Origin of the sequence: Pseudomonas graminis (genome assembly GCF_900111735.1) — a bacterium.
Classification (GTDB): Bacteria; Pseudomonadota; Gammaproteobacteria; order Pseudomonadales; family Pseudomonadaceae; genus Aquipseudomonas; species Aquipseudomonas graminis.
On sequence record NZ_FOHW01000042.1, the window covers coordinates 1 to 16,708 of the forward strand.

The 16,708-nt window shown below is 61.0% G+C and carries 11 protein-coding genes; 2 read left to right on the forward strand and 9 right to left on the reverse strand.

Annotated elements, in window-relative coordinates; genetic code table 11:
- Positions 1-172: 172 nt before the first annotated feature.
- From BMY98_RS22685 to BMY98_RS22695, 3 genes are all read right to left on the reverse strand, one after another.
- A complete protein-coding gene (locus tag BMY98_RS22685; protein WP_074892622.1) occupies positions 173-463 on the reverse strand; it encodes a DUF2845 domain-containing protein in 291 nt (96 codons plus the stop codon).
- Between the two features lie 26 nt (positions 464-489).
- A complete protein-coding gene (locus BMY98_RS22690; protein WP_074892623.1) occupies positions 490-3,450 on the reverse strand; it encodes a DUF748 domain-containing protein in 2,961 nt (986 codons plus the stop codon).
- 111 nt (positions 3,451-3,561) lie between these two features.
- The gene (locus BMY98_RS22695; protein ID WP_074892624.1) at positions 3,562-4,578 is read right to left on the reverse strand and encodes a class I SAM-dependent rRNA methyltransferase; all 1,017 of its coding nucleotides are present in this window, start codon (positions 4,576-4,578) and stop codon (positions 3,562-3,564) included.
- A gap of 902 nt (positions 4,579-5,480) precedes the next feature.
- On the opposite strand from BMY98_RS22695, the gene mgtA reads away from it, so the two are divergent.
- Positions 5,481-8,216 (forward strand): magnesium-translocating P-type ATPase, encoded by a 2,736-nt coding sequence (gene mgtA, locus BMY98_RS22700; RefSeq protein ID WP_074892625.1) that lies wholly within the window; start codon positions 5,481-5,483, stop codon positions 8,214-8,216.
- Between the two features lie 262 nt (positions 8,217-8,478).
- Here the strand turns inward: mgtA and BMY98_RS22705 are convergent, their stop codons facing one another.
- Positions 8,479-9,657: an acetyl-CoA C-acetyltransferase gene (locus BMY98_RS22705; protein ID WP_074892626.1), complete on the reverse strand. Its 1,179-nt coding sequence runs from the start codon at positions 9,655-9,657 to the stop codon at positions 8,479-8,481.
- A gap of 302 nt (positions 9,658-9,959) precedes the next feature.
- Between BMY98_RS22705 and BMY98_RS22710 the strand changes: the two genes are divergently transcribed.
- Positions 9,960-10,529: a hypothetical protein gene (locus BMY98_RS22710; protein WP_074892627.1), complete on the forward strand. Its 570-nt coding sequence runs from the start codon at positions 9,960-9,962 to the stop codon at positions 10,527-10,529.
- A gap of 71 nt (positions 10,530-10,600) precedes the next feature.
- Here BMY98_RS22710 and pgi read toward each other — a convergent pair whose 3' ends face one another.
- The 5 genes from pgi to BMY98_RS22735 all read right to left on the reverse strand — a co-directional run bounded on the left by pgi (position 10,601) and on the right by BMY98_RS22735 (position 16,357).
- Positions 10,601-12,265: a glucose-6-phosphate isomerase gene (gene pgi, locus BMY98_RS22715; RefSeq protein WP_074892628.1), complete on the reverse strand. Its 1,665-nt coding sequence runs from the start codon at positions 12,263-12,265 to the stop codon at positions 10,601-10,603.
- A gap of 346 nt (positions 12,266-12,611) precedes the next feature.
- Positions 12,612-13,463, reverse strand: a complete 852-nt coding sequence (panC, locus tag BMY98_RS22720; protein ID WP_074892629.1) for a pantoate--beta-alanine ligase — start codon at positions 13,461-13,463, stop codon at positions 12,612-12,614.
- Entirely contained in the window at positions 13,460-14,260 is an 801-nt protein-coding gene (gene panB, locus BMY98_RS22725; protein WP_074892630.1) for a 3-methyl-2-oxobutanoate hydroxymethyltransferase, read from the reverse strand. The genes panC and panB overlap by 4 nt, the downstream gene beginning before the upstream one ends.
- A gap of 210 nt (positions 14,261-14,470) precedes the next feature.
- The gene (gene folK, locus BMY98_RS22730) at positions 14,471-14,953 is read right to left on the reverse strand and encodes a 2-amino-4-hydroxy-6-hydroxymethyldihydropteridine diphosphokinase (RefSeq protein ID WP_074892631.1); all 483 of its coding nucleotides are present in this window, start codon (positions 14,951-14,953) and stop codon (positions 14,471-14,473) included.
- A gap of 6 nt (positions 14,954-14,959) precedes the next feature.
- Complete coding sequence (locus BMY98_RS22735; RefSeq protein WP_074892632.1) at positions 14,960-16,357, reverse strand: polynucleotide adenylyltransferase PcnB; 1,398 nt, start codon at positions 16,355-16,357, stop codon at positions 14,960-14,962.
- Between the last annotated feature and the right edge of the window lie 351 nt (positions 16,358-16,708).

Sequence of the window (16,708 nt, forward strand, 5' to 3'; positions counted from 1 at the left end):
TGCGGCAGGCTTGAGTCCGCGGGGGTCTAAACACATCCTACTGAAGCACCGCGCACTAATAGTGGGACCGGCTTCAGCCGGGAAGGCGTCGGGTGTCACTCCGCAAATGTACGGTGTTCACACTGGCCTCTTCCCGGCTGAAGCCGGTCCTACAATAAATCTTCCGCAGCCATTACCTCCCGCGTTTGCTATCAATCCTCACCAAGCGCCCGCCTTCAAACCGCAAATACTGGTACATGCCGTTGCTCGGGCCGTAGATCCATTCCTGGACCTGCACCTGATCCACCTGGCGGTAGTGATTGACGGTTTCCTTGTAGCCGATGATGTCCTGGCTGACCGGCTGGCCGCATTTCTGCTGCACTTCAAACATCCGGTCGCCGACGCTGATCAGCTGGCTGCCGCAGCGCAATGTATCCGCCTGGGCCACGCCCACCAGGGCGGTCATACCGAGAATCAACGCCATCCTCGTTATCGCATTCTTCAAAATCATTACTCGCTGTCGAGGTGCAGGGGGCTGATGACGCGGCCGTCTTTCTCCGGCTTGCCAAGGGTGGTGTCGATGAAATACACCCGCTCATCCGCCAGTTGGCCCTTGTCGACCAGATAATCCTTGATGCTTCCGGCCCGGGCCTGACCGAGCTGACGGAGCAGCAGTGCGCTCGAACTCCAGGAGTTGAGCACCGCCTCGCGCAGCTTGTTCTGACGCTCTTCCTTGCCCAGGTTCACCCACTCGGCCGGCGGTTGCTGTTTCAGGCGGGTGCGATAAATGCCGTCAAGCATCGGCGCCTTTTCATCCACAGGCACCGTCAGATCACTCGGCTGCGCAGGCACCTTGTCGCCGCGACGCTGAAGAATCTTGTAATACGTGCTCTGGTATTCGCGCTCCAGTCGTTGCTGGGCAAGCAATGGGCCGTCACTGGCTTCAGCGCTGGTGCCTTCAATCTCAAGACGCAACGCTGGACGTGCCTTCAGTCCCGCCGCCAGCTTGTCCAGCGAAGCCATCGCCTCAGGGCTCAATTCATCAGCCCCTGGCGCGAAGGCCACCGTACCCAAATCCTCGGATCCGCCACCGCCGCTGATCAATCCGCCGATGAATTTGAACGGCGCCGCTGCAGCCTTCACCACCAGATTGCGCAGGGTCTGCCAGACGATCGGCATGACGCTGAACTGCGGATTGTTGAGGTCACCCGTTACCGGCAGCTCGATGGAAATCTTGCCGTCGGTGTCCTTGAGCAGGGCAATCGCCAGTTTCAGCGGAAGGTTCACCGCGTCCGGGCTGTCGACCTTTTCACCCAATTGCAGCTGCTCGACCACCACCTTGTTCTCAGCCTTCAGCTGGCCTTTGGTGATCAGGTAATGCAGATCCAGATTTAAACGACCCTTGCGAATGCGATAACCGGCGAACTTGCCGGAGTAGGGCGTCAACGTGGTCAGTTCCACGCGCTTGAAGCTGGTCGCGATGTCCAGACTCGCCATCGGGTTGAACGGGTTCAGCGCACCCTTGATGGTCACCGGCGCGTAACGGTCAACCTTGCCGTTGATATTCACCGTCGCAGGTTTGTCCTGGCGGTTATCCAGCGTGCCGATCTTGCCGTTGAGCTGCTGAACGGCCGTGGCGAAGTTCGGCGTCAGGCTGAAGTCGGCGAAGTTGGCCGAGCCGTTGGTGATGTTGACCTCGCCAATGCGAATGCCCATCGGCTTTTCGCTGCTGGCGGCGGCCTTGGCTTTCGGCCCGGCAGGCGCCAGGCCGGCAGGCTGCGGAATCAGCAGATCGTCGATATTGGTCGAGCGATCGTCGGCAATCATGAACCGCGCATACGGCTGATCGACATTGATCGCAGCGATGGTCAGGCTATCGCCCAGCTGGAAATTCAGGCCCTCGACATTCAGTCGCTGCCACTTCACGAAGTCCCGCGACTTGAGCGTGTCGAGGGTGTGCAGCTGATCCACCTGCGCCTTGCCGGTAATGCCCAGCGCCAACGGCTCGGTGCTTTTCAGGTCCACCGCCAGATCGCTGTTGAGCATGCCGCTGCGCACTTCCAGACGAATGAACGGCGTGACGTAGGACTGCGCGACACGCAAGTCGATATCGCGGGTGGTGACATTGAGGTTGGCGCGAACCGGCGCCAGATTCACTTCGCCCTCGGCGGTCAGCTTGCCTTGCTTGCCCACACCGGTGTCGAGCTTGAGCTTGAAGGGCGACTTGTTGAGGCTGTCGAAGCCGGTCAGGTCCAGGTTCAGCGGGCCGACATCAATCGCCACAGGCTCCTTGGGCACTTTGTCGGCAAGGTGAATCCGGTAATCGCGCAGCTGCATATCGCGCAGCAACACTTGCCAAGGTTTGCTCGGCGCCGCCGGTTTTGCGCTGGCGGTGGTTTCCGTACTGGTAGCAGTGGCGGGCTGCTGTTTTTCAGCCTCAACCTTTTTCGCCTGGGATTTAGAAGGCTGACTGGCGAACAACTTCTGCCAGTCCAGCTCACCGTCCGACTCCCTTGTCGCCCAGGTTTCCAAGCCTTCACTGCGAATCTTGCCGACGCTCACCAACTGCTTGGCCAGATCGATCGACGTGTCGCTCACGCTGAGTTTTTTCAGGCGAGCCAGCGGTCTGCCGTCCGGGGCGTCGATGGCGAAGGGCGCGACACTCAGGGACGTTTTGTCCAGCAACAGCTCGGTTTCCTTGGCCAGACTGAGTTTGTAATGGGTATCGAAATTCAGCACGCCGTCTTTGAGCACCAGGGGCAGCGCGTCGCGCACGTAGGGCCACCAGACTTCCATCTTGCCGTCGGTGATTTTAAGCGTGCCTTCGGACGAGATGGGCACAAGGCTGATGCGCCCGACCCAGTCGATCTGACCGCCGTTAGGTCCGGCGGCAACCAGGGTCATGTCGGCGTTGTCTTCCGGCAGCGTGCTGAGGTTTTTCAGCTCGAAATTCAGCGCGTCGTAGAGAAACTCGATGGGCTCGCTGGGGCGCATGTCCTGGAAATGCACGTAGCCGTCGGCCAGCTTGATCTCGCCGATGCGCAGCGGAAACGGTTTGCTTGGGGGCTCGTCGGGTTTTGCAGGTTCGCCGGCGGGCAGCTTGAACAGGCCGGCCAGGTTGAGCGTGCCGTCTTTGGCGAACAGCAGCTCGGTCTTGGGTTTATCGAGTTCGACCGCCTTGAGGTGCAGGGCTTTTGTCCACAGGCTGTCGATTTGCAGGTTGGCGTAAAGCCGTGCGAAACCGACTTCCTCCTTGCCCGGCGCCCCGATATTCAGGCCCCAGAGGGTGACTTCCAGACTGTAGGGATTGAGTTCCAGACGATCAAGCCTGGCCGGCACAGTGGCGTAATTTGCCAGTTGCTGATTGATGATTCGCAATGCAACGCCCGGCAGGATCAGAAACCCCAGCACGCTGTAAATGGCGAAGACGGCCAGCAGGGCGCCGATGGCGCGTTTCAATCCTTTGGGCATGTAAGTCGCCGACTCTCTCGATGGGAGGTCCTTGGAGTATGGCACGCCAATCTGGTTCCGAATCCAGTCGCTTCAATCCTTGTGGGAAATTTCCTTAGGCCAGATCACGCATCACAGCTGCAAGATCAATGTCTTGAGCGGGGGCTGTTGATCCTGTGACGGAAAGTCGGCGCCCGGGGTCAGCACCTGGCAGTCGCGCACCGGCCGGCCGATCTTGCTGGCGCAACGCAACACTTGCTCGCGCCAGTCGTCCAGGCTGACCTTCGCCAGATTGTTGCAGCAGATCAGCACACCGTCTTCGGCGGTGGTCAGCAGCGCGGGTTTCAGCAGGCTTTGATAATCGCGCAGCAGATCGACTGTGCCGAACGCGCTCTTGGCCCAGGCCGGCGGGTCCAGCAGCACCAGATCATATTGGCGTTGCTCAAGGCGCACGTAACTTGGCAGCTTGTGGCCACGACGGGAAGCGATGGGCAGCCCGGCCAGTTGGCGAATGGCCGGGAAGTAATCCGACTGGACGAACTCCATGGTCGGCAGCTGCGGATTGAGCAGGCCGTTCTCGCGACCGACGGCCAGATTGCCCTCGGCGAAATCCAGGTTGCACACCTCGCGCGCGCCACCCGCCGCCGCGCTCAGGCCGACGCCGCAGGTGTAGGCGAACAGGTTGAGCACGCTCTTGCCGGTGGCATGTTGCTTGACCCAGCCGCGTGTGTTGCGCAGGTCGAGAAACAGCAGCGGATCCTGCCCGGCATGACGACCGCGCACCCGGTAATTGAGGCCCCACTCATGACCCACCAGATCGGCCAGCGCAGCGTCGTCGGCTTTGTAGATCGGGTCTGTCCGGTCGACCCGCGAGTTGCCTTGGGAGCGGTCGTTGTAAACCAGCATCAGTTCCAGGCCCAGCCGCGCATTGACGGCGGCGTGCAGCGCCAGCAGGGAATCGAGATCCAGGCTGTTGTGAAAGCTCTGCACCAGCAATTGCGGGCCGTAACGGTCGACGGTCAGCCCGCTCGCGCCCTCCTGGCTGCCGTGGAACAGGCGATAAAAGTCGGTGCCTTGGGCGTGCAGTTCCGCCAGCAGGGACTGACGATTATCGAGGGCGACGCTGAGCGCCTGATTCAACGAAGACATGCTCGGCCTTGGGGCAGGAATGAGGGCGTGGGAGTTTATCAGCAAGGCCAATGCCGGTGTTGCCGCCTGTTCGCCAGCAAGCTTCTACGGACTTTCGCACTGCCCTCGCCGCAAACCATTGCAGGAGTGAGCTTGCTCGCGATAGCGGCGTGTCAGACCACATCCTCTTCGCAGACCTATCGCCATCGCGAGCAAGCTCCCTCCTACAGAAACTGAGGTGAGTCAATCAACCTGGAGGTTTCAGATCTGACGCCATCGCGGGCAAGCGCGCCCCTACAGAAACTGAGGTGAATCAGCCGACCTTGGGGTGTCAGAACTAACGCCATCGCGGGCAAGCGCGCTCCTACAGAAACTGAGGTGAGTCAGCCGACGTTGGGGTGTCAGATCTGACGCCATTGCGGGCAAGCGCGCTCCTACAAGGGGTGTCATCGCCCGGTTCCTGAACCGTTCCTGAAGACTTCAGCAAAACCCGCACACCCTTCGTGCTGGCGATTTACTCTCATAAAACCCGGGCGTATGCTTCGCCCGTTTTCAACCAATGCGGAGACCCACAGTGGGTACTTGTTCGAGTGACAGACGTCAGCCGGTGATAACGACCGGCCAATCCTCGGCACGATAACGCGCAGTCTTTTCACTGCCGCTATCTCGCCGACAACGTGAGAAGCGGCAGTGCCCGCGGACTCTGATCAGAGCCCGCTTCCCTGTCCTTTCCCTGACGCCCAATCCTGCGTGATGACCGACGTGTCTGTCGTTCGTCTGCGCATCGGACGCGCGTGGCATTTGCTGCGCGGGCCAGCCTGCGGTGCCTGCTCATGAACGAGCGCGGCGCCTGAGGTCGGCCGTACCCGCTCAAGGTTCCTGTGCTTTCAGCTCCAGCAGCCTTCAGTCCAGGGGACATAACCATGAAGTACACCCTCCTGAAAGAATTCCTCGCAGACTTCGTCCGCACCCGCAAACTCGGCCGGCACTTCCGTCGGCTGGCGACGCTCGACAGCGTGGCCGAGGCCACCGTCAGCCGCGAAGTGCCGCCCACTCTTGCGCAAACCCTGACCCGCGGCGCCAGCAGCGATGTGCCTGAATTGCTCGCACGCCTGGGCAGCCATGCCGACGGCCTCACTGACACCGAAGCGCAAAGCCTGCGCGAGCAACATGGCCTCAACGAAGTCGAGCACGAACAGCCGCTGCCATGGTGGGTGCACCTGTGGCACTGCTACAAAAACCCGTTCAACCTGCTGCTGACCCTGCTGGCGTTCATCTCGTGGCTGACCGAAGACATGAAAGCCGCCACGGTGATTTTCTCCATGGTCGTGCTCTCCACACTGCTGCGCTTCTGGCAGGAGGCACGCTCCAATCAGGCCGCCGACGCCCTCAAGGCAATGGTCAGCAACACCGCGACGGTCATGCGTCGCGCCGACAGCACCCTCGACGCTGACGATAACGCCCGGCAAAAACGGATCGAGCTACCGATCAAGCAACTGGTGCCGGGCGACCTCATCGTGCTGTCTGCTGGCGACATGATCCCTGCGGACTGCCGCGTGCTCAGCGCCAAGGACCTGTTCGTCAGCCAGGCCGCGATGACTGGCGAATCCATGCCGGTGGAGAAATTCGCCCGGCGTCAGGACGTTGATACGGGCAACCCGCTGGACCTGGAAAACATTCTGTTCATGGGCACCAACGTGGTGTCCGGCGCTGCGACGGGCGTCATTCTGGCCACCGGCAACCACACCTATTTCGGCGCACTGGCGCAGCGGGTCAGCGCCACTGACCGCGCGCCGACCTCGTTTCAGGCCGGAGTCAATAAAGTCAGCTGGCTGCTGATCCGCTTCATGTTCGTGATGGCGCCGCTGGTGCTGTTCATCAACGGCTTCACCAAGGGCGACTGGATGGAAGCGCTGCTGTTCGCGCTGTCCATCGCTGTCGGCCTGACCCCGGAAATGCTGCCGATGATTGTTACGTCGACGCTGGCCAAGGGCGCGGTGTTTCTGTCGCGCAAGAAAGTCATCGTCAAACGTCTCGACGCCATCCAGAACTTCGGCGCCATGGACGTGCTGTGCACCGACAAGACCGGCACGCTGACCCAGGACAAGATTTTTCTCGCACGCCATGTCGACATCTGGGGCGACGAGTCCGACGACGTTCTGGAAATGGCCTACCTCAACAGCTACTACCAGACCGGCCTGAAAAACCTGCTGGACGTTGCGGTACTGGAGCACGTCGAGATTCACCGTGATCTGCAAGTCGGCACCGCGTTCAGCAAGGTCGATGAGGTGCCGTTCGACTTCAATCGCCGGCGCATGTCGGTGGTGGTGCAGCAGCAGCGCGAGCCGCATCTGCTGATCTGCAAAGGCGCGCTGGAAGAAGTGCTGGGCGTGTGCAACCGCGTGCGCCACGGCGATGCCGAAGAAGCGCTGACGCCTGAACTGCTCGAGCGCATTCTGAGCGTCACCGCTGCGTTCAACGAAGAAGGTCTGCGCGTGGTGGCCGTGGCCGCGCGTCCTATGGAGGCAGGCCGCGACACCTACGGCCTGGCTGACGAAAGCGACCTGACCCTGATCGGTTATGTGGCGTTTCTCGATCCACCGAAGGAAAGCACGGCGCCGGCCCTCAAAGCGCTGGCCGAGCATGGCGTGGCGGTGAAAGTGCTGACTGGCGACAACGAGCGCGTTACCGCGAAGATCTGCCGCGAAGTCGGGCTGGAGCGTCAGGGCCTGCTGCTGGGCGGTGACATCGAACGCATGAGTGACGCCGAACTGGCGGCCGCGGTCGAGATCACCAACGTGTTCGCCAAACTGACGCCTTCCCACAAGGAGCGCATCGTGCGGCTGCTCAAGGCCAACGGCCACGTGGTGGGTTTCATGGGCGACGGCATCAACGACGCGCCCGCGCTGCGCACGGCCGACATCGGTATTTCCGTGGACACCGCAGTGGACATTGCCAAGGAAGCCGCCGACATCATTCTGCTGGAGAAGAGCCTGATGGTGCTGGAGGAGGGCGTGCTGGAAGGGCGCCGGACCTTCGCCAACATGCTCAAGTACATCAAGATGACGGCCAGTTCGAACTTCGGCAACGTGTTCTCGGTGCTGGTGGCCAGTGCGTTCATCCCGTTTCTGCCGATGCTGCCGATGCACCTGCTGGTGCAGAACCTGCTGTACGACATTTCCCAGATCGCCATCCCGTTCGATAACGTCGATGAGCAACTGCTGAAAAAACCCCAGCGCTGGCAGCCTGCGGATGTAGGACGCTTCATGCTGTTTTTCGGGCCGATCAGCTCGATCTTCGACATCACCACGTTCGCGGTCATGTGGTACGTGTTCGGCGCCAACACCCCTGAGCATCAGACCCTGTTCCAGTCGGGCTGGTTTGTCGTGGGCCTGCTGACGCAGACACTGATCGTGCACATGATCCGCACACCGAAAATCCCGTTCCTGCAAAGCCGTGCGGCGATGCCGTTGATGGTGATGACGGGGGTGATCATGGCCGTGGGGATCTTCCTGCCAATGGGCCCGCTGGCGCACTACTTCAAATTGCAGGCGCTGCCACCGCTGTACTTCGCCATCCTGCCGGTGATCCTGATCGCGTACGTAGCGCTGACCCAGGCGGTGAAAGGGTTCTATGTGCGCAAGTTTGGCTGGCAGTGATCGGCATGTGACGCAGGTCCCACTGACTGACCGCGTGCTTTAGTGGGAACGGCTTTAGCCGGGAAGGCGCCAGGCGCCACACCGCAAAATTCAGGGTGTTCGAACCGGCCTCTTCCCGGCTGAAGCCGGTCCCACTGACTGACCGCGTGCTTTTAGTGGGACCGGCTTTAGCCGGGAAGGCGTCAGGCGTAACACCTCGAAATTGAGGGTGTTCACGCCGGCCTCTTCGCGGGCAAGCGCGCTCCTACAAGAGCCTTTGCTTTTAGCGGGCCAACGCCAGCGCCACGCCTTGTCCGCCACCAATGCACAGCGTCGCCAGGCCTTTCTTCGCGTCGCGCTTGATCATTTCGTGCAGCAGGGTCACCAGCACGCGGCAGCCCGACGCGCCGATCGGGTGGCCGATGGCGATAGCGCCGCCGTTGACGTTGACCTTGTTCATGTCCCAGCCCAACTCTTTGCCAACCGACAATGACTGCGCGGCGAAGGCTTCGTTGGCTTCGATCAGATCCAGCTCATCCAGGGACCAACCCGCCTTGTCCAGGCAGCGGCGGGTTGCGCTCACCGGGCCGATGCCCATGATCGCCGGGTCAACGCCAGCATTCGCGTAAGCGGCAATCCGCGCCAGCACCGGCAAACCCAGTTCTTCTGCTTTGCGGGCACTCATCAGAATGACCGCTGCCGCACCGTCGTTCAGCGACGACGCATTGCCTGCCGTGACCGAGCCGTCCTTTTTGAAGGCTGGCTTGAGCTTGCCCAGGGATTCAGCGGTAGTGCCCGCGCGTGGCTGCTCGTCGGTGGCGAAGGACAGCGGATCGCCTTTGCGCTGAGGAATCAGGATCGGGGTAATTTCATCCACGAAGCGCCCGGCCTCGATGGCAGCGGCGGCTTTCTGTTGCGACGAAGCGGCAAACGCATCCTGCGCTTCACGGCTGATGTCGTATTTATCGGCCAGGTTCTCGGCCGTGATGCCCATGTGGTAATCGTTGAACGCATCCCAGAGGCCGTCGCTGATCATCGTGTCGACCATCGTCGCGTGGCCCATGCGCAGACCGGTTCGCGCGCCCGGCATCACATAGTTGGACAGGCTCATGTTTTCCTGGCCGCCGGCGATGATCACTTCCGCGTCGCCACAGCGAATTGCCTGCGTCCCCAGATGCAGCGCCTTGAGGCCCGAGCCGCAAACCTTGTTCAGCGTCATGGCCGGCACTGTGAACGGCAAGCCCGCCTTGATCGCAGCCTGACGTGCAGGATTCTGCCCGGCACCCGCCGTCAACACCTGGCCCATGATCACCTCATCCACCTGCGCACCGTCCAGACCGGTCTGCGCCAGCAGTTGGCGGATGACGGCGGCGCCGAGATCCACCGCAGGAATATTCGCCAGCGAACCCTGGAAACTGCCTACCGCGGTGCGGGTAGCGGCAACGATTACGACGTCTTGCATGATGCGAATCCTCAGTGGTGTGCGACGCGGCGCCGGCCCGGGCTTGAAAAGGTGAATAAAACAGCAAGGGCAGCCGGATCAAGGGAGAGCATGGTTGCATGAATGACGATGATAATTTAAGCCCTTTTTCGCCTGGTGATGTGGTGACTGCTCAAATGGAGCCCGGGCTTTTTCCTTCAGAGATGTATGACAGAAAGTGTCTCTGATTCCCACTCAGGTTCCGGATCGGGCTGATGTCCGGCACGTGTGAACGCAGTGACAATCGCCGGCCATTCCAGCGGTGATGCTTCAGGAGCCCCCTTTTGTCCAACGATAACCATGGCACTCAAAGTGGCGACAACAGCCTGAACGTCGGCGTCGGCGACTTTCGTGGCGCCAACGTAAACATCAGTCACAACGAGCGCCCGACATTTACACCCGAGCAATTGCGCATTGAGCGCCATCCGGCGTTAGGCGGGCTCAGCGTCGACAGCAAGAACGTTTCCGTCTTCGGTTACATCACCGGGGTGGGCACCATGATCGGGCTCTACTTCACCCTGTACCGGCCGCCCTTTGGCGAGCAGAGTTCGTGGTCAACGTTCTTCATGTTTTTATTCATCGTCGCGGTCATGGCCGTCGTAATGTCAGCCGTGCTTCGTCGACGCAAATTCGAGCATTTCTTCGGCTCCCGGCACTATCTTGAAATCAGCCAGGCAGGGCGTCTGAGGGTAAATCGTCTCACCGCGCAATGCCCGTGGTGCGGGTCCTTGATGCACCTTCGCCGCGTCGGCCCCACGGAAGGGCCGCGTGACGATAAGTTCATCTGCGTGCGCAACCCGGCGCAGCACACCGTGCAACTCGACCCGACGGTGCTGCCCGACATAGAAGACTGAGGCACCCAGACGCAAGAAACCCGCTGCCTCTTGCGAGACAGCGGGTTTCGAGGGTGTTACAGGACGGCAGATCAGCCGCGGTGACGACCGCGGAAGTAGTTGATCAGGCCCTGGGTCGAAGCGTCTTCAGCGACCGTTTCGTCGGTGCCGACAAGGCGGCTGTAAACGCCTTTGCCCAGCTCCTTGCCCAGTTCAACACCCCACTGGTCGAAGGCGTTAGTGCCCCAGACCACGCTTTGCACGAACACTTTGTGCTCGTACATGGCAACCAGTGCGCCCAGGCGGCGAGGGCTGATGCGCTCGACGACAATGGTGTTGCTCGGACGGTTGCCCGGAATGACCTTGTGCGGCGCGACACGCTGCACTTCTTCTTCCGGTACGCCCTTGGCGCGCAGTTCGGCTTCGGCTTCGGGGCGGGTTTTACCCTGCATCAATGCCTGGCTCTGGGACAGGCAGTTGGCGTACAGCCACTGGTGATGGTCGGACACCGGGTTGAAGCTGACGATCGGCACGATGAAATCGGCCGGGATCATTTGTGTGCCCTGGTGCAGCAGCTGGTGGTAAGCATGCTGACCGTTCGCGCCGACGCCACCCCAGATGACCGGGCCCGTGTCGGTTTTGACCGGCACGCCGTCCTGGCGAACGCTCTTGCCGTTGGATTCCATGTCCAGCTGTTGCAGGTGCTTGGTGATGTTGCGCAGGTAATGGTCGTACGGCAGGATCGCGTGACTTTGCGCGTCCCAGAAATTGCCATACCAGATACCCAGCAAGCCCAGCAGGACCGGCATGTTCTCTTCGAACTCGGCGTTCTGGAAGTGCTGGTCCATGGTGTAGGCGCCGGACAACAGCTCCTTGAAGTTGGACATGCCAATGGCAAGCGCAATCGGCAGACCGATGGCCGACCACAGCGAGTAACGGCCGCCGACCCAGTCCCACATCGGGAAGATGTTCTCTTCACGAATGCCGAACGCAACCGCCGCGGCGTTGTTGCTCGACACCGCGATGAAGTGGCGATAGAGCTCTGCTTCGGACCCGCCCTGAGCGAGGTACCAGGCGCGGGCAGCGGTGGCGTTCTTCAGGGTTTCGAGGGTAGTGAAGGTCTTGGACGAAACGATGAACAGCGTGGTCTCGGCGCGCAGCTTCTGAGTCAGCTCGTGCAGCTCGGTGCCGTCGATGTTTGCCAGGTAATGGCAGCGAACGCCTTTCTGTGCGTAGGACAACAGCGCTTCGGACACCAGCTCCGGGCCCAGGAACGAGCCGCCGATGCCGATATTGACCACGTCAGTGATCGGCTTTTCGGTGTAGCCACGCCAGAGACCGTCGTGGATGCGCCCGACCAGATCAGTGATCTGGTTCAGCACCTTGTGCACTTCCGGCATCACGTTGACGCCGTTGACCAGCAGCTTGTCGCCCACCGGACGACGCAGCGCGGTGTGCAGCGCAGGTCGACCTTCCGAAGCATTGACCAGTTCGCCGTCGTACTGCGCCTTGATGGCTTCTTTCAGGCCGACTTCGTTGGCCAGATTGACCAGCAACTGGCGCGTCTCGGCAGTGATCAGGTTCTTCGAATAGTCGAGAAACAGACCGGCACTGCTGAGCGTGAATTCGTCGAAACGCTTCGGGTCTGCGTTAAACGCGTCGCGCATGCTGAAATTCTGCATCGCTTCGCGGTGATCTTTGAGCGCCTGCCAGGCGGGCAGGGTAGTGACGTCATGAGGAGTGCGGTAGTACGCCATCGCTGCGGGTTTCCTTGTACTTGAACTGCCTTTTGGACACTGAAAAGCAGGATTGGGACATGAATTCGTGGGTGCATCAGAGACTAGTCCCCGGCAACGCCGATGTCTGCGCCTTGCTTTAACCTTGCTCGGTACTTTTTCTCACAGAGTAGAGTTGCTGGTCTGACACGAACTGTATCGGTATGGCATTGCGGGTCTGGCTAAGTTCATCGCCAGCGTCCTGCGAAGGCCAAGGCCTGCGCTGCACAACCGGTTTTGCGAACTGAGCATAGGCGCAGATGGTCGTCCGATCACGTGACTTTTGCTTTACACATGACCGGGCGCATCCTTCAGCAGGGTGTACTGGTTATTCCTTGACCAGATGCAGGTTGTCGATCAGGCGCGTCTTGCCCATGAACGCCGCGCCCAGCACAACCAGATCATGATCATCCGGGGTCGCAGGGCGCAGGCTGACTGCATTGCGAATCTCCAGGTAATCAGGACGAAAGCCTGCTGCTTCGAGGGCTTTGATGCCATCGCTGACCAACTGCTGGTGATCCTGCTGGCCATTCTGCAAGGAGGTGCCGATCTGTTTGATCACGCGGTACAACGCAGGCGCTGCAGCGCGCTGTTCGTCAGTCAGGTAGCCATTGCGCGACGACAGCGCCAGGCCGTCGGCGGCACGCACGGTGGGTTCGCCGATGATCTGAATGGGCATGTTCAGGTCACGCACCAGCGCGTTGACGACGGCCAGTTGCTGGAAATCCTTCTGACCGAAAATCGCGATGTCCGGCTGCACCATGTTGAACAGCTTGCTGACCACCGTCGAGACGCCGTCGAAGTGACCAGGACGGCTGCCGCCACACAGACCTTCAGACACCACCGGCACGCGCACGATGGTCTGATCGGTCATGCCATGGGGGTACATTTCCTCCACCGTTGGCGTGAACAACAAGTGGCACCCGGCCTGAAGCAATTGCTCCTGATCGGCGGCCAGTGTGCGGGGGTACGATGCCAGGTCTTCGTTGGGGCCAAACTGAAGCGGGTTGACGAAGATGCTGGCGATCACGAAATCAGCCCGTTGAACGGCTTTGGTGATCAGGGCGATATGGCCGCTGTGCAAGTTGCCCATGGTGGGCACCAGGGCGATGCGTTTGCCTTCGCTGCGTGCGCGGGCGACGGCGGCGCGCAACTCGCGAACGGTTTTGACTGTGTTCATGCCGAGAATCCGTGTTCTGGGGCGGGGAAGCTGACGTCCTTGACCGCGCTGACATAAGCGGCGATCGCCGACTGGATGTCCGGCTGACCGGCCATGAAATTCTTCACGAACTTGGGCACACGTCCGATGATCGACAGGCCGAGCATGTCGTGAAGCACCAGCACCTGACCATCTGTGGCGCTGCCGGCGCCAATCCCGATCACCGGAATTTTTACGGCATGGGTGATTTCCTGGGCCAGTTCGCTCGGCACACACTCCAGCAGGATCATCGCAGCGCCGGCCTGTTCCAGGGTAATCGCGTCGGCCCGCATCTGCCGCGCCTGTGACTCCTGACGCCCCTGCACTTTATAGCCGCCCAGCACGTTGACCGCCTGAGGCGTCAGGCCCATGTGGGCGCACACGGGAACGCCGCGCTCGGCGAGCAGCCGGATCGAGTCGGCGAGCCACGCCGCGCCCTCGATCTTGACCATGTGTGCGCCCGCTTGCATCAGCGTGGCGCTGTTGGCGAAGGTCTGCTCGGGAGTGGCGTAGGACATGAACGGCAGATCCACCAGAATCAGCGCGCCCTGGTTGCCGCGTTTGACGCCGGCCACGTGGTACGCCATTTCAGCGGTGGTGACGGGCAGCGTGCTGTCGTGGCCCTGAAGGACCATGCCCAGCGAGTCGCCGACCAGCAGCACTTCCACGCCGGCCTGGCTGGCGGTGTGGGCAAAAGTCGCGTCGTAGCAGGTCAGCATGGTGATTTTTTCACCTTTCTGCTTCAGAGCCAGCAGGGACGTAACGGTGATATCGGGCATGAAAAGTCCTCATTCAGGCGCTGTGAATACTGCGGCGAGCAACGCGTGATTCATCTTGGGAGGCAGGCACATCGTCGTTTCGCGATGTTTGCAACGGCCTGATCCGCGCCTTTCGGCCGGTCGTCCGGCTTTGGGACGCTTATCTTCGTGAGGAGGGGGCGGGAAGTCAATTCCGGGTGTTGCAGGTTTCAACGTGCCCGCAGAACGGCGTCAGCTCGGCAATCGCTCCAGGCCTTCGAACGGGCACTGGGCAAGCAAATCATTCAGCGCGCGGCCATCAGCAAGGGTGAGCCCCGGCGCCAGCTCGGCCAGTGGATACAGCACAAACGCGCGCACCTGCATCTGGTAATGCGGCACCTTCAGTCGCGGCTCATCAATGACGCGATCGCCAAACAGCAAGATGTCGAGGTCCAGCGTGCGCGGTCCCCAGCGTTCGAGGCGCTTGCGGCCCTGATCGTTTTCGATGCCTTGCAAGGCGTCGAGCAGCGCGAGCGGGGGGAGTGAGGTGTCGATCGCCGCGACCGCATTGGTGTAACGCGGCTGACCCGGCAACAGCGAGTCGCTGACATAAAAAGAGGAAACGCCGGACAGGCTGCTTTGCGGTAACAGGCCCATGGCCTTGATCGCTTCGCGTAACTGTTCGGCGGGGTCGGCCAGGTTGCTACCCAGGCCGACGTAAACGCGCTCGATCATCGGGTGTTATTCCGCCCCGTCGACGCCGGCGCGTTTGCGCTTGCCGCTGCTGCTGCGACGACGTTTGCGCGGGCCCTGGCCGGTCGCGTCGGGCTTGCTGCCCAGGTCACGAATCATGTCGCGGCGTCCGGAATCATTGGCGTCCTGGTAGTCCGTCCACCATTCACCAAGGCCGTCGGTTTCTTCGCCAGCCGACTCACGCAGCAACAGGAAGTCGTAGCCGGCACGGAAGCGCGGGTTTTCCAGCAGCAGGTCGGCGCGTTTGCCCGAGCGGCGTGGCAGACGTTCCTGCATGTCCCAGATCTCGCGGATCGGCATGGTGAAACGTTTCGGAATCGCGATCCGCTGGCACTGTTCGGTGATCAGCTCGTGGGCCGCTTCCTGCATGGCCGGTATCGGCGGCATGCCGCGCTCTTGCAGACGCAGCACGCGGGCGGGCAGGGCAGGCCACAGCAGCGCTGCAAACAGGAATGCCGGCGTCACCGGTTTGTTCTGCTTGATGCGCAGATCGGTGTTGGCCAGCGCGTCGCTGATCAGGGTGTGCGTGTAAGTCGGGTTGTGTTCCAGCGCTTTGGAGCTGGCCGGGAACAGTGGCTCGAACAGTTCGAGATCGACGAGCATCTCGAACGTCGCCTCGGCGTAGCCCGAGAGGAACAGCTTCAGCACTTCTTCAAACAGACGCGCCGAAGGGATGTCGCGCAGCATGGGCGCCAGCGGGCGAATCGGTGTGGCGCTGTGCTTCTCGATGCCGAAATCCAGCTTGGCGGCGAAACGCACGGCCCGCAGCATGCGCACCGGGTCTTCCTTGTAACGCTGCTGCGGATCACCGATCAGACGAATCAGGCGATTGCGAATGTCGTGCACGCCATTGGCGTAATCGAGGACGCGTTCGGTGACCGGGTCGTAATAAAGGGCGTTGATCGTGAAGTCCCGACGCTGGGCGTCGTCTTCGAGGGTGCCGTAGACGTTATCACGCAGAATGCGCCCGCTCTCGTTGCGCGAAGACTGGTTGCTGTCTTCATCTTCGTCGTCGATCGGGTGATTGGCGCGGAAGGTCGCGACTTCGATGATTTCACGGCCGAAATGGATGTGAACCAGCTTGAAGCGGCGGCCGATGATACGGGCGTTGCGAAACTCGGCGCGGATCTGCTCGGGCGTGGCACTGGTGGCGACGTCGAAATCCTTGGGCGTGATGCCGAGCATCATGTCGCGGACACAGCCGCCAACCAGATAGGCTTGGTAGCCGGCAGTCTGCAGGCGCTCGACGATGTTGACCGCGTAGCGGCTGAATTGATTGCGTTGCAACGAGTGCTGGCTGCTGCTGAGCACTTCAGGCGTTGTGCGCACATGTTGCTGCGGCTTGCGCAGTGGGGAACGGAATGACTGGAACAGCTTCTTCAGCATGGGAGGCACTGTTTGAAGGAATATTCGGCCAATTTCGAAGAGTGACCGCACGATGGGCGGGGATTCTAGCATTTAGTCGAGGGATGGTGTAGGAGGCAGCGCGATAGGTGCGTGCGGGGCTGGCTGCACAGCGGGTGCGGGGTGTCGAGCGGGGAAGGGGTTTACTGCAGATGCTACTGGGGGAGCCGAAGCTCCCCCAAAGTGCGTGCTCTTATTTTTATTGTCTGATGGGCTTTTTATTGTTGTTGACCGCCCAATTCACGGCTTTCGCCTGTGAAACCTCCCAATCGGGAGTCAAGAGCAAACGGATTGCTTTGGTCGCTGTGCGGCAGTGATCTATCGATCCAACCA